Here is a 19,594-nt window from a genome sequence, read left to right as displayed (position 1 = left end):
ATTCTCCGCCGTTAATGCTTTGTCTGGCAAAAAAGCCTTTATTCGTTTGCTGGTATATGTGCCATTTTTCTCAGGCTTGCGCGTTCAGCTCCGCTGGATATATTGCTGAAAATATAAACCATGGATGCTGCAGGCTTGATTGTATTAATAACGATGATTGCGGATTCTGTCTTACTCAGAATGACCTGGAGACGGGTTAATGCGGTTATGGATATCACTTAAGAACTTACTCGGCACGACGCCGGTTACACTTTTAAATATCCGCCGGAAGGCTGATTCAGACCTGAATCCCAGATCAAGTGACAGCGCATAAAGGTTGTAAGAGTAGTCGATACCTTGGTGTAGTTTTCTGCAAAATTCCTCAATTCTGGCCTTGTTGATGTACTGCTTCAGGCCACCGTGAGGTTGCATAATTTTCTGCAGTTCGTAAGTCGATATATCGAGTTCTTTACACAGGGTGGCTGCGGTGATGTCGGGCTGAAATATATTTGCAGCTAAGTATTTTTGCACCGCCATGGTTTTTTCATGGCTGTTGCGGATTCTGGCCAGATATTGATCCTGTACCATTAACCGCAGAATATGGCTGGCTGTTTCCTGTCGTATTGTATAACCAGAACTGTTCAGATTCCGGAACCGGTCAAACTCATCCCGAATAAAGTGCTGCAATAGTTCTGCTTTATTGTTATGGCTTAACGGCATGATGCGCGTCATTTTTATCAGTGGATAAATGGCCGATATAAGGTGCAGGTTAAATATCACCAATCTCAGGCGACATGTGTCAGCCCGAAGAATAAAAGGCTGGCTGTTTTCAATAATAAATGTCTCGCCGCAGTTAATTTTTATGTTCTGGCTGCAGGTAAACAACTCTGCGCTGCCTTGCTCTGTATACACTAAGACAGCGGATGCATTTTCTTGCAGCGATGCGTTTATTTGAGATTGAAGCAATACTTCCTGGTGTATTTCCAGGCAAAGAATGGTCATTCCATCGGTAGTGCAGGTTTCTGCCTGATTCTCCGGGGGCGGATGCGGGTTAATTTTTGTCTGGACTTTAAAAAAAGGAGACAGAGCCTTATCCCACTGGCCCTCTGTGCTGCTCATAGAGTGATTGCCACCAATAGCATATTGAAAATAAAGATCCTTTTTCATCATATATTCCAGATGAAATAGCTCCGGAACCATGCATAGAAACGCGGTTTTTGGGCATGGCTTTGACCGGATTCATTGTCTTGATGTAATGACTTCAATCCGTTTTTTCTGATGTCACCCGGAGGGACACCATGAATTTTTCTGAAAGCACGAAGAAAGCAACCGTAAGAGCTGAAACCATAGTTAGGGTATGCATCTTTGAAGGATATGTCAGCCCGGTCTTCATTCAGAATGTCAATCAGTGCGAGTGTTGAGCGCATATGATTGATTAACCCGATGGCTCCGCCGAAGTGATTGGTCAGACGATAAATACCCGCGCGTGACATAAACGTTGCCTCTGTCAGCATGTTGATGCCCAGCTTGCGTGAATTCAGGTTTCTGCCAATATAAGAAAGTAGTCTGTAATAACTATCTGTTAGTTTCTTTTCGCAGGCATTCTGTTCGAGTTCACTGTTAATCGTCTCGAAAAGATAGCCGCTGATAATCTGACTTATGCTTGTTGCACGCAGTGAATCCTGCTCGTTTAATGCAGTAAAAAGTTGATGCAGATCAAAGCAGAGGTTGTTCTCCAGCCAGTCATCGTTATTCATCAGAATCACGGTCTTACTGTTAATGAGACTATTGAGGTCAACCTGAAGGCCAGGAATCAGCATGCCAAAAAAAGAGCATTCATTAGTGCTTATATGGCGGATAGCATGGAGATTACATAAATAAAACCTATCCGTTAAAAGATGCTGGTCATTAAGCTTCAGATGGCCGTTATTAACCCGGATGAGCGCAACAGACATGCCTGTATTAAATGGACTGTCAGACAAGGAAAGATCTTCTGCATGGCCCTGAAAACCAATAAAGCCATGAAGAAAGTGTAAGTTGATCTGTGACGCTGACACTTTCTTACATAACCTGGCATTTGGCTTTAAATAAATATTTTCTGAAAACAATTGGGTAACCATTCCGTAAGATCAGGATTTGGGTGCTTGCTTTGACGGGTATCAGGCTTGCGCTCAGGGCTTGTTTTATTCTTCCCCGGTATTTTCCTGGGGAAATTAACTTTTTTTTCATTCTATTGGATATTGTAAAGTAAAAACAGATTTAGTTGATATTTTTAATTTTACTGGTCAGGTGTTGTGTAAAACTGTGAAATATTCAAGAGGATCACCCCTCTTATTAGCTTTATTTGATAATGGTTATCAGTTTTAAAGTGACTGACGATGGAGAGTTAAAGGTTGCAGGTGCTATATCTGGCCGCTTTTCATCGTTAAGAACACTTGAGTTTTTCGTATTTTTAGGCTTTGTTTCTGTTTTTATTTGAATATTCTGCCCGGGTTATTTTTGTTTCCTTTATGTCACTTATATGACCAGAGAAATCGGAGTAATTTGAGACAAAATGAAAGATTGATTGCATTTTTTGCCCGTCAGATATCAGTTGTTATCTGTATCATTAGAAAACATTTTTGTGCCGATATCGCACGCTGTTTATAGCAAACAGCGTGTTTTTTTGTGCCATTAATTTTTGCGGATACTAAAGGATATAGAATGAATCAAAGGCATGTTAAGGCGCGCTCTGTCGCGTCTGCGGTTCAGATCACGCTCGTCAGTGCGTTGTTATCGGCCTGTGGTGGCGGCAGCAGCAGTGACGACCCGAGTTTCAGTGTTACTCCGTCAGCGGGTAATGGCGGCAGCATCAGCCCGGACACGGCGCAGGTGGTGGATACCGAAACCACCACCAGTTTTGAGATTACAGCAGACAATGGCTACCGCATTGATGGCGTGTCAGGCTGTGACGGTACGCTGCAGGGCAGCACCTATACCACGGGAGCCATTACGGCTGACTGCACGGTAGAAGCCAGCTTTATGCGGACTCACCGCGTTGCTGTCAATGCTGGCGCAGGCGGCAGCATCAGCCCGGACACGGCACAGGTGGTGGATACCGAAACCACCACCAGTTTTGAGATTACAGCAGACAATGGCTACCGCATTGATGGCGTGTCAGGCTGTGACGGTACGCTGCAGGGCAGCACCTATACCACGGGAGCCATTACGGCTGACTGCACGGTAGAAGCCAGCTTTATGCGGACTCACCGCGTTGCTGTCAATGCTGGCGCAGGCGGCAGCATCAGCCCGGACACGGCACAGGTGGTGGATACCGAAACCACCACCAGTTTTGAGATTACAGCAGACAATGGTTACCGCATTGATGGCGTGTCGGGCTGTGACGGTACGCTGCAGGGCAGCACCTATACCACCGGGGCCATTACGGCCGACTGCACGGTAGAGGCGAGCTTTATTCCCGCGGACCCGGTACTGAGTCTGTCGTTGACGGCGACAAAAACCTTCAGTTTCAGCTGGCAGGATGTTGCCGAAGAAACCGAATACCGCTTATTGGAAAGCCTGGACGGCCAGCAGGATTTCACCCAGATTCAGACGTTACCCGCCGATACAACCGGCTATCAGCATTCGGTGTTTCTGCCTCTGCGTGTGAATGCCCGCTACAGATTACAGGCCTGTAATCTGTCAGATGGTTATGAAGACTGCCGCACCTCCGCTGAAGTAACAGCCCAGGGAAGCCTGGCCGACGCGGTGGGCTATGTTAAAGCCGCGCGGGTTGATTGGGGATGGAATTATCCTGATGACGGGTATGCCGCTGGTTGGTTTGGCACTGCCGTAGCGTTATCGGCCGATGGCAGTACGCTAGCGATAGGTATGCCAGGGGAGAGTAACCTTAACTCTGGTATTGATGCTGAGCAGTCAGATATCCGTGGCTATAGCGTCGGTGCGGTGTATGTGTTCCGCCTGACCCATGGCCAGTGGCTACAGCAGGCTTATATCAAAGCCTCGAATGCCGATGAAGGGGACATCTTTGGCATCAGTCTGGCATTGTCAGACGATGGCTCGATACTGGCGGTTGGCGCTTTTAATGAAGGCAGCAGCATCGGGGGCGTGGATGCTGCTGGCGCTGAGCAGGATAACGCTGCACGCGATGCAGGAGCGGTGTATGTTTTCCAGCGCACAGGCGAGAGCTGGGCGCAGCAGGCTTATATCAAGGCTTCGAATACGGATGCCGGCGATGAGTTTGGCCGTTCGTTAGCGTTATCGGCCGACGGTTTTACCCTGGCGGTGGGTGCACCCCGTGAACGCAGCAGCGCAACCGGTGTTGGTGGTGATGAGACAGATAACAGTTCTGGAGGCGTAGGTGCGGTGTATATGTTCCAGCGTGCAGGCCTTAGCTGGGCACAGCAGGCTTATATCAAGGCCTCGAATGCCGGGGAAGGAGACGAGTTTGGCAGTTCAGTCGCATTGTCGGCCGATGGCAGCACTCTGGCGGTAGGCGCTTATCGTGAAGCCAGCAGTGCAACCGGTGTTGGTGGTGATGAGACGGATGACAGTTTGAGATACGCAGGTGCGGTGTATATGTTCCAGCGCACCGACTTGAGCTGGACGCAGCTGGCCTATATTAAGGCTTCTAATACCGATGCAGATGACTATTTTGGCAGCAGCCTCGCACTGTCTGCTGATGGCTCTACTTTGGCGGTAGGCGCTTGGGGTGAAGCCAGCAGTGCAACCGGTGTTGGTGGTGATCAGGTTGATAACATTGCTAATAGGGCAGGTGCGGTGTATCTGTTCCAGCGCACCGATTTGAATTGGGCGCAGCAGGCTTATATTAAGGCCTCTAATTCCGGCAGAGACGATCACTTTGGCCATGCAGTCGCCTTATCGGCGGATGGCGACAGCCTGGCGGTAAGCGCTCCGGTCGAAAGCAGCAGCGCAACCGGTATTAATGGTGAGCAAATGGATGATGCTGCTCCTGGATCTGGTGCGGTGTATCTGTTTCAGCGCACAGAGGCTGGCTGGGCGCAGCCGGCCTATATTAAGGCCTCGAATACCGGTGAACTTGACTTTTTTGGCAATTCGGTCGCGTTATCGGCGGATGGCCAGACCCTGGCCGTGGGTGCGTCAGAAGAAGCGAGTAGCGCTACCGGTATTAATGGCGATCAAACTAATAACAACGCTGTAGGGTCTGGCGCGGTGTATCTGTACTGATCGCGTTAGCTGGCAGGCCGGCTTGTGGTGTAATGCCTGAGCTGGCCTGACCTGTAAAAACCTAATCCGCCGGGTGGTGACAGCCGGCGGATTTTTTATTGTCTGCCGGATCTGTTTCTGTCTGTGTTTCTGTCTGTGTTTCTGTCTGTGCTTTTTTGGCTTTAGTTCACTCAGTGCCTGTTTGGCACAAAAGTCCCTGTTCGCTCTCTGGCCTGCCCGCCATAATCCGCTGCGTTCTCACCTTTTCTTATGAGTCGCAACTGCGGCACGGGTATCTCTGTGAATAATAAAAAATATAAAAAGCTTTCAGGTCTGCGTCAGGCCTTGTTTCTGCCGTTTCTGGCAACCACCACCTTATTAACCTTAACCGGCTGCGGTCAGGTGTTTGACTGGATCAGCGAGCGCAATCTTGATCCTGCTGTGGGTGTGGTTCAGGTTCGCGGTCTGCAGGAAGACGTCAGTATCCGTCGCGATGACTACGGCGTGCCTTTTATTGAGGCGCAAAGCCTGCAGGATCTGACCTTCGGCATCGGCTATGCCATGGCAGAAGACCGTCTGGCGCAGATGGTATCGATGAATCTGCTGGCGCGTGGCCGTCTGGCGGAGATGACCGGCGATATCGCGCTGGATATGGATATCTACATGCGTACCCTGGGTATTCCGCAGATTATCGAAGAGCGCTATGCCGCATTAAGCCCGGAGCTGAAGCAACACCTGACGGGCTTTGCCGCCGGGGTGAACGCTTACATTAACAGCCACCGCGATCGTCTGCCGCTGGAGCTGATGATTAACGATTATCAGCCGGAAGCCTGGCAGCCCGCCAACACGCTGGGCTTGTTTGTGATGCTCAATCTGGGGGTGGGTTTTAACCTGCATGAAGAGCTGGGCTTTCTGCAGCTGGCAGAAAAACTGGGTGTCGAAAAAGCCGCGTATCTGGCGCCGATTTATCCGGATGAACCCATCGACCTGGCAGAAGCCAACAAGCTTGCCGCTGTGGATTTGGCCGGCGCTGAAAGCCCGGTGGTTGCTGTTAAAGAGCAACTGGAATATCTGGCCGCGGTTGAGCAGAAGCTGAAGCGGATTAACGGTCAGGGTATTGCCGCCTCCAATAACTGGGGCGTGCATAAAGATAAAACCGCCGCCGGTGCGACCCTGATCGCCAACGATACCCACCTGTTGTTATCGCATCCGTCGACCTGGATGCTGATGGGGGTAAAAAGCCCGGAATACAGCGGTGTGGGCATTACCTTGCCGGGCATTCCGGCACTGGTTGCCGGCTACAACGGCCATATTGGCTGGGGTGAAACCATGGTGATGGCGGATACCCAGGATGTGTTTCTGGAGAAATTGCGCGAGCGCGATGGCAAAACCGAATATCTGTATCAGGAACAGTGGTATCCGGTCAGCAGTCGCAGCGAAACCATTCAGGTTAAAGGTGCAGAACCGGTCACTATTGAAGTGCAGTCCACACGCCATGGACCATTGCTGAATGCCGCAATTAAAGGCAAACCTAAACACGAAATGATCGCCATTCCGGCCAGCTCGGAATTCGGTCTGGCATTAAGCTGGACGGCGCAATTTCCGGATAACACCATCGATTCCTTTTTTAATCTGGGTAAAGCCAAAACCATGGATGAGGCTGAGCAGGCATTAAATGGTGTCGGTTTTATTCATCTGAACGTGATTTATGGTGACAAAGACAATGTGGCCTGGCAGGTGACGGGGAATTATCCCAAACGCAAAGCCGGAAGCGGCCATTTTCCAAGCCCTGGCTGGACCGGCGAGTACGACTGGCAGGGTTACTGGGGCGGTGCCGATACACCGCGTTCACGTAATCCGCAAAGCGGTTATTCAGGCACGGGTAATAACCGCACGGTGGCAGCTGATTACAGCCCGCGCCTGACCAGTTCCTGGTATTACCCGGAACGCTCCGAGCGCATTATGCAAATGCTGACGCAGCACGGCGGTGGCCACGACTATGCCAGCATGGAAGCCATGCAGGCCGACCGGCGCGATATTCTGGTGGCCAAGGTGCAGCAGCTCTGGGGGTCTGAAGCGTGGCAAAATATGATCCGCGATGGCATTGCAGCTTTACCACAGGCACAGCAGGCTGATGCTGAGAACGTGCTGCAGATTATCCGTGCATTTGACGGCGATATGGCGCAAGGCTCACGCAGCGCGGCGGTGTGGGGTGGCTTCGAACACAATCTGATCCGTGCGATTTTTATGGACGAATTGGGGCCGGAAGACGGCCAGCTGTGGCAGGCCTTTCTGGCGATGAATGGCCGTGCTTATTCCGGTTATCAGGATCATTTACTTGGGCGCACACAAGGCAGCAACTGGGCACCGTTCTGGGATGATATCAATACCGCTGATAACGAATTACCGGGGCAGATTATTGCCCGCGCACTGGCGGCGACCTGGCCTTATCTGCAACAGCAATTGGGTAGTGATGACAGCCAGTGGCGCTGGGGAGATCTGGCGTTTTATCACTGGCAAACTGAAACCACGCATATGCTGCCGTTTCTCTCCGGTCTGAAAGCCGCGGCGGTGGAAAGTCTGGCGGAATATACCGACCGCGGACCGTATCCGGCTGGTGGTAACCGTAATACGCTGAATGTGGCAGGCTACGATTTAGGCTCGGATTATGCCGTCTGGAATATTCCGGCGATGCGTATGATCGTCGATTTCAGCCAGCCGGAACCGCTGAATCTGATTGTCGCCGGCGGGCAGTCCGGTAATCCGGCATCGCCGCATTACGACGACGGTATTCAGCTGTGGCTGTCGCGTAAAAACCGCAATTTACCTTTTAACGATGCGGAAAAAGTCAGAGCGCACTTCAGTTATGAACGTGTACTGCACGCAGAGTAATTTCACACATTCGTGACAGCTGCAATAAAGCCGGTTAACGTACCGGCTTTGTTGTTTTTGTGCGTGGAAAAATCATGAGCAAACGTATTCTGATTACCGGAGCCGGCCGGCGTTTGGGGAAAGTTCTGGCCGAGCATTATCTGGCACAGGGCTGGCAGGTTGTTGCGCACTACAACAGCGCGAATGAATTAGCCGCTCATCCGGCGCTGACCTGTCTGCAGGCGAATCTGGCCGACAGTGAAGATATCCGTCAGCTGGCCCTTAAATTACCGGCACTGGGTAATTTTGATGCGGTTATTCATAATGCTTCCTGCTTTGTACCCGATGCCGCCGCCAGTGATCTGATTGCCCATCATGAAATGCACCAGCGCGTTCATGTACTGGCACCGGCGCTGATTAGCGAAGCGCTGAACAGTATATGGAATCCGGGCGCATCGATGGTGTGTATCAGTGATATTTATGCCGATATTCCCAATCAGCGTTTTTCCGCTTATTGCGCCGCAAAAGCCGGGTTGCAGAATTTTGCCCTGAGTATGGCGCAGCGTCTGGCCGGCAGAGTGCGGGTCAATGTGATTCAGCCCGGGCCGATTCAGTTTTTACCTGAGCATGATGAGGCGTACCGCAAAAAAGTGCTGTCGCAATCGCTGATCGGTGAAGAGCTGGGCTATAGTGCAATTGTTCAGGCCTGCGATTATTTACTGCAGGCTGAGGCGGTGACCGGTTCGGTGATGCGTGTCGATGGCGGGCGCTTTGTTGCCAACCGTTACGATCAGACGTTTTCTTCCTGATGCCATAATTGCTGCAATTCGCGGTAATAACTTTCTTCCAGCGGCGTATTGCGACACTCCGCTGCGCTGGCCGCCATCGCTAGAATATCGATATCAATTGTGCGGTCTTTTATTTTTCGCGACGGGTTTTTAGGCTCACGGCCAAGGTCCACTTCAATTTTCTGCAGTCGTTGCTTCAGCGGTCCGGGTAATAATTCTGACGACAGAATCAATAATTGATTTTTAAATTCAAAATGAAAGGTATCGCCGACTGGCGCGCTTCTCAGTACCGGTGATTGAGCGCAGAGTGTGCCCAGAGAGGCTAATGCTTCACGCGCCTGCAGCATATGCTGCTCAGGATCGATGTTGCTGCCAAGGCCAAGTAAATAAAATCGCATAACCGAAACATCAATAAATGACAGGCAAGGATTAAGGTTCAGGCTGCAGGTGTCAAGCACAGAGCCGTCAGCATCTCGTCTGAAAGTCTGAAAATCACTGCAAAAGGCTGGTATTTAGCCTGAGCAATTGCTTGATTGACGGCATTGCAGTGAAGACCAATGGTGCGTTCAGGGAGGACTGCCCATGGAAAATACAATTGTACTGACTCTGTTGTTATTGGTGAGCCTGTGGCCACAACTGGTCGTGGCATCGGAACTGATTCCGCCACCGCTGATGTTGGCCAAGGTGTACAACAAGGGCATTGATGTCAGCCAGTATTATGTCAGTGAAAAACTCGATGGCGTGCGCGCCTACTGGAATGGCAGGCAGCTGTTAACCCGCAGTGGCCGGCCGGTTAATGCGCCGGCCTGGTTTCTTTCTGCGCTACCTAAAAATCCTCTGGATGGCGAATTATGGGCCGGACGCGGGCAGTTTTCTTTTGTCAGTGGTCTGGTCAGACGCCATCAGGCGGATGACGAAGACTGGATGAAAGTAAAATACATGGTGTTCGATCTGCCGCAGATGGCCGCACCTTTTACCGAACGCTTATGGGTATTACGCACTCTGGTTGCGCAGCAGGCGAACCCGCAGCTTAAAGTTCTCGACCAGACTAAAATCGGCAGTGAGCAGGAGCTGGAAAAAAAACTGCAGATGATTACCGCTGCCGGTGGTGAAGGTTTAATGCTGCGCCGCAGTCAGTCACTGTATCAGGTAGCGCGCAGTGACGATTTATTAAAGCTGAAACTCAGTGAAGATGGCGAGGCGGAAGTGGTGGGCTATGTTCCCGGCGAGGGCAAATACCGCGGTGCATTAGGGGCTTTGGTGGTGCGTACTGCCGATGGCCGTGAATTTCGTCTTGGCACCGGCTTCAGCGATGATGAGCGTTTTTCGCCGCCACCGCTCGGTGCACAGGTAACGTTTTCTTATAACGGTCTGACTGAGCATGGCCTGCCGCGCTTTGCCCGTTTTGTGCGGGTAAGACCACAGGAGTAGCCGCTCCATTCTCCCGCTGCCAGCCGGACAAGCAAGACCGGGGCTGGTAAACTGCCGGCCTCAGTTCTTTCTCTGTGCTTATGCACGCAGGTTCACCTCTTTTTCAGACGATAATTCATGGTTCAGATCAGTCAGCGCTCTTTCTCTGCCGGGTTGCAGTTGCCCGGCGTGCATCCGGTACTGCAGCGTGTTTATGCTGCCCGTGGTATTGCCGATGCCGCACAACTGGAGCTCAGTTTGCAGGGGCTGTTGCCATTTTCTTTGCTGAAAGGCATCACCGCTGCAGTCGAGCTGTTATTGCCGGTGGTGACGCAGCAGAAGCGCTTACTGGTGGTTGGCGATTTTGATGTCGATGGTGCCAGCAGCACGGCGTTGGCGATTCGTGCTTTGCGTTTGCTGGGAGCGCGCCATCTGGATTACCTGGTGCCTAACCGCTTCGATTTTGGCTATGGCCTGTCCCCGGAACTGGTGCAGGTTGCACTGCCGATGAAGCCGGATCTTATTATGACGGTGGACAACGGCATTGCCTCCCATGAAGGCATTGAGGCTGCACAGGCGGCCGGAGTTCCGGTGCTGGTAACCGATCATCATCTGGCTGCGGCAACCCTGCCGGATGCCGCCGCCATTGTGAACCCAAATCAGCCGGGCTGTGAATTTCCCAGTAAGGCTGCCTGCGGCTGTACGGTGGTGTTTTATCTGATGCTGGCGCTGCGCGCGCGTCTGGCGGAACTTGGGCAATTACCACAGCCGGCACCCAATATGGCGCAGTTACTGGATCTGGTGGCACTGGCAACCGTTGCCGATGTGGTGCCTCTGGATTACAACAACCGCATTCTGGTGGAGCAGGGTTTGCGCCGTATCCGTGCCGGGCATGCCAGTGCAGGTATTCTGGCGCTGTTGCAGGTTGCCGGGCGTGAGCCGTCGCGCATTATCGCTGCCGATTTTGGCTTTGCTATTGGCCCGCGCCTGAATGCCGCCGGCCGGCTGGATGATATGTCGCTGGGGATTGAATGCCTGCTCAGTGACGATGCCGGACGGGCAGCGCAGCTGGCCCAGACGCTGGATGAGATGAACCGTGACCGGCGTGAGATCGAGCAGGGCATGCAGGCCGAAGCGTTGCAGTATCTGAGCCGTTTTGAGGCGGACGACAACCTGCCCACCGGATTATGTCTGTTTCAGCCGGACTGGCATCAGGGTGTGATTGGTATTCTGGCATCGCGTATCAAAGAAAAAGTGCATCGTCCGGTGATTGCCATGGCGGCGGATGAGCAGGGCATGCTGAAGGGCTCGGCGCGTTCTATCCCCGGTTTGCATATGCGTGATGCACTGGATGAGGTTGATAAACGCGCGCCACATCTGCTGAAAAAATTTGGTGGTCATGCCATGGCCGCAGGGCTGACTTTGCATGCCAGCGGTCTGGAAGAATTCTCGCGTTTATTTGATGACGTCTGTCGCCGCCATCTGAGCGACGCGCAGCTGCAGCAGCGGATTGAAACCGATGGAGAGCTGAGCCCGGCAGAATTCAGCCTTGAACTGGCGCAACTGCTGCGCTGGGGCGGGCCCTGGGGGCAGGCATTTCCTGAGCCGTTGTTCAGTGGCGATTTCCGTTTAGTGCAGCAGCGTATCGTCGGCGAGCGCCATCTTAAGCTGGTGCTGCAGCCCAAAGGCTCAGATCTGGCACTGGATGCCATCTGGTTCAATATCGACCCCAAAGTCTGGCCACAGCCTCAGGCTGAGTGGGCGCACTGCGTGTTTCAGCTGGATGTGAATGAATTCCGCGGGCGTCAGAGTGTGCAGCTGCTGGTACGTGAACTGGTGGCATAGATGTAATGTTATGACGGAGGACTCAGGGATGAGTATTCGCTATCTGATCGGTTTAATGCTGTTAAGCAGTCTGTCTGTACGGGCAGATATTTATCGCTGGGTGGATGAGCAGGGACGGTTACAGTTTTCTGACCGGCCGCCGGCAGAGGAGCATGCCGAAACCGTAGAGCTTAAACCGCTGAATCAGTATGACGCGGATGAGGCTGAGCGGGAGGGACGTTCGCTGACAGAAGGACGTGATTACCGGGCAGAAGAGAAGGCCGATAAAGCCAGACGCAAAGCACAGCGTCTGGCCCGGGAAAAAGAACAACAGCAGGCGCAGCAACGCGCCGCCCAGTGCGAAAAAGCGCGCTACGATCTGCGTATGTTCAGTGCCAAACCCTATGGCTCAACCAGTCTTGAAGCGATGCAGAAAAAGCGCCGGCGGCGTGATGCTCTGAACGACAAAATTAAAAAATATTGTCACTGAGAGCCGGCAGTTCAGCTGTTGCTGTGACCCAGCACTTCTTCTTTAAAACGCTCACTGACCGGATGATCGCCGATCCAGATCTTCAGCAAAGCATCGTTCAGGTCTTTGCCCGGAACGCTGCCGCGCACGGTATCGTCAATGACGATGCGGGACTCCTGCAGGTCCGGAACCCATTCGATATAACCCACAGTACCTTCGACAAATTTGTGATCAAACAGATTGACCAGCTGGCTGACCCGGTCAGCCATAGCTGCCATTTCATCTTTGCTGATGTTAATGGCCAGACCTTCCTGGATAGCGTTGGTAAAGCGCCGCGCACTGACCCGTTCAGAGGTCACGTAAAACACCATGCGGCGGGGCTCGTCGACACGGATGATTTCCTGTTCTTCAAGAGCGTTATTCTGCAGATATAAAGCGCCCACATAGACTTCAACAAAGCCATATACCCGGCGTACAGAAGCGCCACGCAGCGTCATTTCCGGTGAGTCGGAGGTGGCGGCAACGATTTCGGGAACGTCGACATTTTCGACAGTGATCGCCCATAACGGAGCGGCTGCTGTGAACAGCAGTGTTATGAACAGAGTGCGTAACATATTAGACCTTCTTATTGTTATTTATCGTAATGCTGCAGAGGGTAGTGCGATGAGGACAAAAAGTGCAAGCGAAAGATGATGCTGTCCCTTTATGACCTGTCATGGGTCAGGGAAAAGGATGAAGGAAGCGCCCGGACAGACCGGGCGCTGATACTTACTGCGCGTTCTGGCCGCGCAGCTTGTGGGTGAGTTTCATCACCAGAACGTAGAACAGTGGCACAAAGAAGATGGCCAGGAAGGTTGCTGCCAACATACCACCAATCACACCGGTACCAATAGCCTGGCGGCTCATGGCGCCGGCACCGGTACTGATGGCCAGTGGCAGTACGCCGAGAATGAAGGCCAGCGAGGTCATCAGAATCGGACGCAGACGCATACGACAGGCTTCGATTGTGGCTTCAGCCAGATCTTTACCCTGTTCAACCAGCGATTTGGCGAATTCGACGATCAGGATCGCGTTCTTCGCAGCCAGACCAATGGTGGTCAACAGGCCAACCTGGAAGTACACGTCGTTGCTCAGTCCGCGGCCAGTGGCTGCCAGCAAGGCACCCATAACGCCCAGTGGTACCACCAGGATCACGGAGAACGGCACCGACCAGCTTTCGTACAGGGCCGCCAGACAGAGGAAGACAACCAGCAGCGACAGTGCATACAGCAGTGGTGCCTGAGAACCGGCAACGCGCTCCTGATACGACATCCCCGTCCATTCAATACCGACACCGGCCGGCAGCTTGGCGACGATTTCTTCAATGGCCTGCATCGCATCACCGGTGCTCAGACCCGGAGCTGCCTGACCCTGAATGTTCATCGACGGAACACCGTTATAGCGCTCCAGGCGTGGTGAACCGTAATCCCAGCGAGTGGTGGTAAAGGCGGTGAAAGGAACCATTTCGCCGTTTTTATTGCGCACATACCACTGCTCAAGATCCTCAGGCAGCATGCGCGATGATGCTTCGCCCTGGATATATACTTTCTTAACCCGGCCGCGGTCGATGAAGTCGTTGACGTAAGAACCACCCCAGGCGGTGCTCAGGGTTGAGTTTACATCGCTGATGTTCAGGCCCAGAGACTTCACTTTCTCGTAGTCGATATCGACGCGGAAAATAGGTACGTCGGGCATACCGTTAGGACGAACCTGGCTCAGGCGCGGGTCCTGTGCAGCCATTCCCAGCAGCTGATTACGCGCCTGCTGCAGTTTCTCATGGCCTAAGTTGTTACGGTCCTGCAGCATCACATCGAAGCCGGAAGCTGTGCCCAGCTCAGGAATCGGTGGCAGGTTGATCGGGTAAATGGTGGCATCTTTCAGCTGGCTGAGAGCGCCCCAGGCACGGCCGATTACCGCTTTCGCTGACAGAGCCGGGTCCTGACGTTCATCCCAATGCTTCAGTTTGACGAAGCCAATACCCATATTCTGACCCATACCGGCAAAGCTGAAGCCGGAGGCGGTAAAGACAGATTCAACCGCCGGATCATTCATATAATGCTCACGCATTTTATCCATGGCTTCGTTGGTGCGGGTCAGGGTGGCGCCCTGTGGCAGCTGTACCAGGTTAAGGACAACCCCCTGATCTTCTTCCGGCAGGAAGGAGGTTGGCAGACGGGCATACAGCAGCACCAGTACCGCAACCATAGCGCCATACACCAGCATCATGCGTAACGGACGCTTCAGCGTACCTTCAACGCCGGTCACATAACCTTTGGTGCCTTTGGCGAAGGTGCGGTTAAACCAGCCGAAGAATCCTTTCTGATGCTCCAGTTCATTTTTATGAGCGGGTTTCAGAATGCTTGCACAGAGTGCCGGTGTCAGAATCAGGGCGACCAGCACCGACAGCACCATGGCCGACACGATGGTCAGCGAGAACTGACGGTAAATGGCACCGGTCGAACCACTCATAAAGGCCATAGGTACGAATACCGCCGACAGAACCAGGGCAATACCCACCAGAGCGGAGGTAATCTGTTCCATGGATTTACGGGTAGCTTCGCGTGGTGGCAGACCTTCTTCGTCCATTACCCGCTCAACGTTTTCCACCACAACAATGGCGTCATCAACCAGCAGACCAATGGCCAGCACCATACCGAACATGGTCAGGGTGTTGATGCTGTAACCAAAGGCGGCCATTACCCCGAAGGTACCCAGTAATACCACCGGCACCGCGATGGTCGGAATCAGGGTGGCGCGGAAATTACCCAGGAACAGGTACATCACCAGGAACACCAGCACAACGGCTTCGATCAGGGTCTGTACCACTTCTTCAATGGAAATCTGCACGAACGGCGTGGTGTCATAGGGGTACACCACCTTCATGTCTTTCGGGAAGAAAGCGGAAAGCTCGGTAATGCGTTCACGGACGGCGTTGGCGGTATCCAGCGCATTGGCACCGGAAGCCAGCTGAATCGCCATACCGGTGGCCGGCTTACCGTTGTAGAAGCCTTCCACTTCATAGTTTTCGGCACCGAGTTCAATGCGGGCCACGTCTTTCAGACGTACCTGAGAACCATCGGTATTCACCTTCAGCAGAATGTTTTCGAACTGCTCCACGGCTTCCAGACGGGTCTGGGCGATGATGGTGGCATTCAGCTGCTGATTTTCAACCGCAGGCAAACCACCCAGCTGACCTGCGGCAAACTGACTGTTCTGTTCGCCCACCGAGCTGCGCACATCCAGTGGTGTCAGGCCATAGGCCGTCAGTTTCTCAGGCTGCAGCCAGATACGCATGGCGTACTGGGAGCCGAAAATCCGCATCTCACCCACACCCGAAGTACGGGACAGCGGATCTTTGAGATAGCTGTTGGCATAGTCGGCCAGATCGGAACGGGTCATGGCGCCGGATTCTGATACCAGGCCAACAACCATCAGGAACGAGGTGGATGCCTTGGTAACACTGATCCCCAGCTTGGTCACTTCCTGAGGCAGCAGGGCTTCGGCCAGAGACAGCTTGTTCTGCACCTGAACCTGAGCAATATCCGGATCGGTTCCGGCGGCAAAGGTCAGAGTGATGCTGACGTTACCGGAAGAGCTGCTTTGTGAGGACATGTAGAGCAGGTTGTCCAGCCCGGTCATGTTCTGCTCAATCACCTGGGTGACACTGTCTTCCAGTGTTTTTGCCGAAGCCCCCGGATAGTTGGCGCTGATACGCACGGATGGCGGAGCAATAGTTGGATACTGCTGTACCGGTAATGTGATCACCGACATGATGCCCGAAAGCATAATGATGATGGCAATCACCCAGGCAAAAATTGGCCTGTCGATAAAATACTTAGCCATGTTTCAGGACTCTCCTTAAGGCTTGGCTTCTTCCGGGGCGACGGTAATTCCCGGTTTCACTTTCTGCAGACCACTGATAATCACGCGATCACCGGCATTCAGACCGGCTTTAACCAGCCACTTGTCACCAATTGCACGGGTGACTTCAACACCACGCAGACTGACAACATTGGCGTCATCAAGCACGTAAGCGGTTGTGGTGGCATTGGCCTGACGCACAATCGCCTGTTGCGGAACCAGGATGGCATTCTCGATCAGTGCGCTCGGAACATTGGCACGAACGAACATTCCCGGCAGCAGCAGGGCATCTTTGTTTTCAAACTGTGCACGGACGTTAACGGTACCTGTACCCTGATCAACGCTGACATCGGCAAACTGCAGTTCACCCACGTCTGCATAGGGAGTGCCATCATCCAGTTCCACGGTGACGCTGCGTGACAATGAAGGGTTCTTCATACGCATCAGGGAAGCGGCCGGACGCTGGATATCGACATAGATAGGAGTCAGCTGACGGATGGTGGTCAGTGCCGTTGCCTGCTGGGCTGATACCAGAGCACCTTCGGTAATGGTCGAGCGACCGATGACACCGGAAATCGGAGCCGTGATTTCGGTATAGCCGAGGTTTACTTTGGCGCTGCGTACCTCTGCCTGAGCTGCTTTAACCTGAGCGTCAGCCTGTTTGGCTGCGGCTTCAGAGTCGTCCACTTCCTGGGCACTGATGGCCGATTTCTTCGACAGCTCTTTGTAGCGCTTGGCTTTCAGGCGTGCGGCGTAAGCATTTGCTTCGGCTACGGTCAGCTGGGCTTCGGCACTGGCAAGGGCTGCCTGATACAGGCTGGGATCAATCTGGTAGAGCTTGTCACCGGCTTTGACGGTGGCGCCTTCATCAAAGAAGCGCTTCAGAATAATGCCGTTAACCTGCGGACGGATTTCTGCTGTGCGGAATGCTGATACCCGTCCGGCGAGGGTATCTTTCAGTTCCAGGGTTTCACTTTTCAGTGTCACGACATCAACGGCAGGAGGTGGCATTTGCATCGCCTGTGGCGCCGCCGCCTGCTGGTCGCTGCAGCCTGCCAGTGTCAGTATGGTGGCGCTGGCGGCTGCGAGAAGGAGCCTGTAGCGGATACGTGGTTCAAATTTTCCCATAATGTCCTCGTAAAGTGACGATTGCGTCGTTGTGCAGTCTTATTGATCTGGCGTGGTGGCGCAGGCCGGAATTTCTCCCGGCGTGCCCACAGAACACTGCTGTTAATCTGCTGACAAATTTATAACGGCTCAGCTGACTGGTTACTAGATGAGCCCTGCGGAATGGATTGTTTACTTGTGTGGAATAATCGCAGTCCGTTGTCTTACTGTTCTTTACATCCTGTCGCCAGACAGGGTTTTCAGCGGCGCCAGCGCCCGGTCAACCGCGGAGCGGATGGAGCCCGCCGGCTTCAGCGGCCAGTGAGGCTGCACAGCATGCAGGTTTTCCGTGATATTGCTCTTGCAACCGCGGCAGGGCTGTGTACAGACTCAATCTATGCTCTTAGCGCACAGCAAACAAACCTTATTTGCCGTTGTGACGCTATAAACCGGCCGCGACGGGATGATGCATTACAGCCTCCCGTGCAACAGTTGCCGATATTCAACCATCTGTCTGGTGAGCACAAACCATAATTAACAAAAAAGACAAAAAAGTATGATTCTTATTCAAGTGCTGTGCCAAAGGGTGAACCTGTGCCGTTACTGACCGCCCTTGTGTTGCTGGCCTTTGCCGCTAACTCTTTGCTGTGCCGCTGGGCGCTCTCGGTTTATGAACTGGACCCTTTGCTGTTCAGCGCGCTGCGCCTCGGCAGCGGAGCGCTGACCCTGACGTTATTACTGACATTCAGCGGCCGTCCGGCGCTGCAGTGGCGTGACGTTTTTACCGGTGCGGCGTTGCTGACTTATGCCCTGGCTTTTGCTTATGCCTATCTGGCACTGGATACCGGAGTCGGTGCTTTTATTCTGTTTGCCACCGTGCAGCTCAGCTTGCTGGTCGTTTCTCACCGTCAGGGTAAGCGCTTGCAGGGGCTGGCGTTGTTCGGCGTGCTGATGTCGTTTACCGGGCTGGTGATGTTGTTGCTGCCGGGCAATGAGCTGCCGGACCCCGGACCTTCCTTATTAATGCTGTTATCCGGTCTGGGCTGGGCGGCCTTTGTGGTGCTGGGGCAGGGGTCGTCACAACCGCTGCGCGATGTGCAGGGGGCTTTTGTCAGCGCTTCTCTGTTACTGCTGCCGTTGCTGATGGTCTGGTTATTCTGGTTTGCTGATCCGGTAACAAACGGACTAAAAAATGCGCTGCCATGGCAGGGGGTTTTGCTGGCGCTGATTTCGGGAGTGCTGGCATCGGGATTAGGTTACTGGGGCTGGTATCGGTTGCTGCCGTCCTTAGGTCTGCAACGGGCTGCGCAATTGCAGTTGTTGGTGCCGGTTCTGGCGACATTAATGGGCAGCCTGATCCTGGCGGAATTACCGGATCTGCTCAGTATTCTGGCCATGCTGCTGATTATCAGCGGTGTCTTTATGGCACTGCGTTTACGCAAAGCCTGAGGTATTTTCCGGTGTTTTTATCTGACCTGAGACGTCCACTGTTTCGTCACAGGTCACATGGTATAGTGTGCGTTATTAAATCGGATGCCGGGAATGCATTATGTTGAGTATGTTGGCAAAACTGCTGAAAGCGCTGAATTCTGAATCAGCACCGGGCCAGATTGCGCTGGCCTTTTCATTCGCTCTGATCGTCGCACTGACTCCCATGTTTACCCTGCACAATGCCATTATTTTGCTGCTGGCATTTGTGTTGCGTATTAACCTGAGTGCATTCTTTTTGGCGCTGGCTGCCTTTTCTGCGCTGGCCTGGTTTATTGATCCTTACTCGGCGCGTCTGGGAGAGAGTCTGCTGGCAAATCCGGCGTTAGTGGATACCTGGCGTGACATGTATCAGAGCGATTTCTGGCGTATGACCGCGTTTAATCATTCACTGGTGCTGGGTGGGTTGCTCATCAGCCTGCTGGCTGCAGTGCCGGTTTTTGTGCTCAGTAAAGTACTGATCAATCTGTACCGTCATCGCTTACTGGCCTGGTTTAATAAGCTGAAAATTGCTCAGGTATTAAAAGCCTCGAAATTCTACAACCTGTACAAGTCAATCGCGGAGTAAGGC

The 19,594-nt window shown here is 53.1% G+C and carries 14 protein-coding genes; 8 read left to right on the top strand and 6 right to left on the bottom strand.

Translation table 11 applies throughout. The annotated features are described in order from the left end of the window. Positions 1-171: 171 nt before the first annotated feature. Both HUF19_RS11775 and HUF19_RS11770 read right to left on the bottom strand, forming a co-directional pair. Positions 172-1,149 (bottom strand): helix-turn-helix domain-containing protein, encoded by a 978-nt coding sequence (locus HUF19_RS11775; protein WP_260996808.1) that lies wholly within the window; start codon positions 1,147-1,149, stop codon positions 172-174. Beyond that, positions 1,146-2,099, bottom strand: coding sequence for a helix-turn-helix domain-containing protein (locus HUF19_RS11770; RefSeq protein ID WP_260996807.1), 954 nt, complete (start codon positions 2,097-2,099; stop codon positions 1,146-1,148). The genes HUF19_RS11775 and HUF19_RS11770 overlap by 4 nt, the downstream gene beginning before the upstream one ends. Before the next feature lie 583 nt (positions 2,100-2,682). Here HUF19_RS11770 and HUF19_RS11765 point away from each other — a divergent pair. The 3 genes from HUF19_RS11765 (at position 2,683) to HUF19_RS11755 (ending at position 8,846) form a co-directional block, all read left to right on the top strand. Further along, positions 2,683-5,187 carry an FG-GAP repeat protein gene (locus tag HUF19_RS11765; protein ID WP_260996806.1) on the top strand — a complete coding sequence of 835 codons (2,505 nt, stop codon included), beginning with the start codon at positions 2,683-2,685 and terminating at the stop codon, positions 5,185-5,187. 279 nt (positions 5,188-5,466) lie between these two features. Next, the gene (locus HUF19_RS11760; RefSeq protein ID WP_260996805.1) at positions 5,467-8,058 is read left to right on the top strand and encodes a penicillin acylase family protein; all 2,592 of its coding nucleotides are present in this window, start codon (positions 5,467-5,469) and stop codon (positions 8,056-8,058) included. Between the two features lie 74 nt (positions 8,059-8,132). Further along, positions 8,133-8,846: an SDR family oxidoreductase gene (locus HUF19_RS11755; RefSeq protein WP_260996804.1), complete on the top strand. Its 714-nt coding sequence runs from the start codon at positions 8,133-8,135 to the stop codon at positions 8,844-8,846. Here the strand turns inward: HUF19_RS11755 and folK are convergent. Further along, positions 8,828-9,223 (bottom strand): 2-amino-4-hydroxy-6-hydroxymethyldihydropteridine diphosphokinase, encoded by a 396-nt coding sequence (gene folK, locus HUF19_RS11750; protein ID WP_260996803.1) that lies wholly within the window; start codon positions 9,221-9,223, stop codon positions 8,828-8,830. The two genes, HUF19_RS11755 and folK, sit on opposite strands and share 19 nt — an antisense overlap. Positions 9,224-9,407: 184 nt before the next feature. Between folK and HUF19_RS11745 the strand changes: the two genes are divergently transcribed. The 3 genes from HUF19_RS11745 (at position 9,408) to HUF19_RS11735 (ending at position 12,549) form a co-directional block, all read left to right on the top strand. Then, entirely contained in the window at positions 9,408-10,256 is an 849-nt protein-coding gene (locus tag HUF19_RS11745; RefSeq protein WP_260996802.1) for a DNA ligase, read from the top strand. 117 nt (positions 10,257-10,373) lie between these two features. Next, the gene (recJ, locus tag HUF19_RS11740) at positions 10,374-12,080 is read left to right on the top strand and encodes a single-stranded-DNA-specific exonuclease RecJ (RefSeq protein WP_260996801.1); all 1,707 of its coding nucleotides are present in this window, start codon (positions 10,374-10,376) and stop codon (positions 12,078-12,080) included. 28 nt (positions 12,081-12,108) lie between these two features. Next, the gene (locus HUF19_RS11735) at positions 12,109-12,549 is read left to right on the top strand and encodes a DUF4124 domain-containing protein (RefSeq protein ID WP_260996800.1); all 441 of its coding nucleotides are present in this window, start codon (positions 12,109-12,111) and stop codon (positions 12,547-12,549) included. Between the two features lie 11 nt (positions 12,550-12,560). Here HUF19_RS11735 and HUF19_RS11730 read toward each other — a convergent pair whose 3' ends face one another. From HUF19_RS11730 to HUF19_RS11720, 3 genes are all read right to left on the bottom strand, one after another. Beyond that, positions 12,561-13,142 carry a chalcone isomerase family protein gene (locus HUF19_RS11730; RefSeq protein ID WP_260996799.1) on the bottom strand — a complete coding sequence of 194 codons (582 nt, stop codon included), beginning with the start codon at positions 13,140-13,142 and terminating at the stop codon, positions 12,561-12,563. Between the two features lie 154 nt (positions 13,143-13,296). Next, positions 13,297-16,410 (bottom strand): efflux RND transporter permease subunit, encoded by a 3,114-nt coding sequence (locus tag HUF19_RS11725; RefSeq protein WP_260996798.1) that lies wholly within the window; start codon positions 16,408-16,410, stop codon positions 13,297-13,299. A 15-nt stretch (positions 16,411-16,425) separates the two neighbouring features. Then, positions 16,426-17,556 carry an efflux RND transporter periplasmic adaptor subunit gene (locus tag HUF19_RS11720; protein WP_260996797.1) on the bottom strand — a complete coding sequence of 377 codons (1,131 nt, stop codon included), beginning with the start codon at positions 17,554-17,556 and terminating at the stop codon, positions 16,426-16,428. Between the two features lie 573 nt (positions 17,557-18,129). Here HUF19_RS11720 and HUF19_RS11715 point away from each other — a divergent pair. Then, the gene (locus tag HUF19_RS11715) at positions 18,130-18,984 is read left to right on the top strand and encodes an EamA family transporter (protein ID WP_260996796.1); all 855 of its coding nucleotides are present in this window, start codon (positions 18,130-18,132) and stop codon (positions 18,982-18,984) included. A gap of 100 nt (positions 18,985-19,084) precedes the next feature. After that, positions 19,085-19,591, top strand: coding sequence for a TIGR03546 family protein (locus tag HUF19_RS11710; RefSeq protein ID WP_260996795.1), 507 nt, complete (start codon positions 19,085-19,087; stop codon positions 19,589-19,591). Positions 19,592-19,594 lie beyond the last annotated feature (3 nt).

Source organism: Thalassolituus hydrocarboniclasticus (assembly GCF_025345565.1).
In the GTDB taxonomy this organism is placed as follows: Bacteria; Pseudomonadota; Gammaproteobacteria; order Pseudomonadales; family Oceanobacteraceae; genus Venatoribacter; species Venatoribacter hydrocarboniclasticus.
The sequence above is the reverse complement of the archived record's forward strand: the minus strand, read 5'-3'. Positions and strand labels throughout refer to the sequence as shown.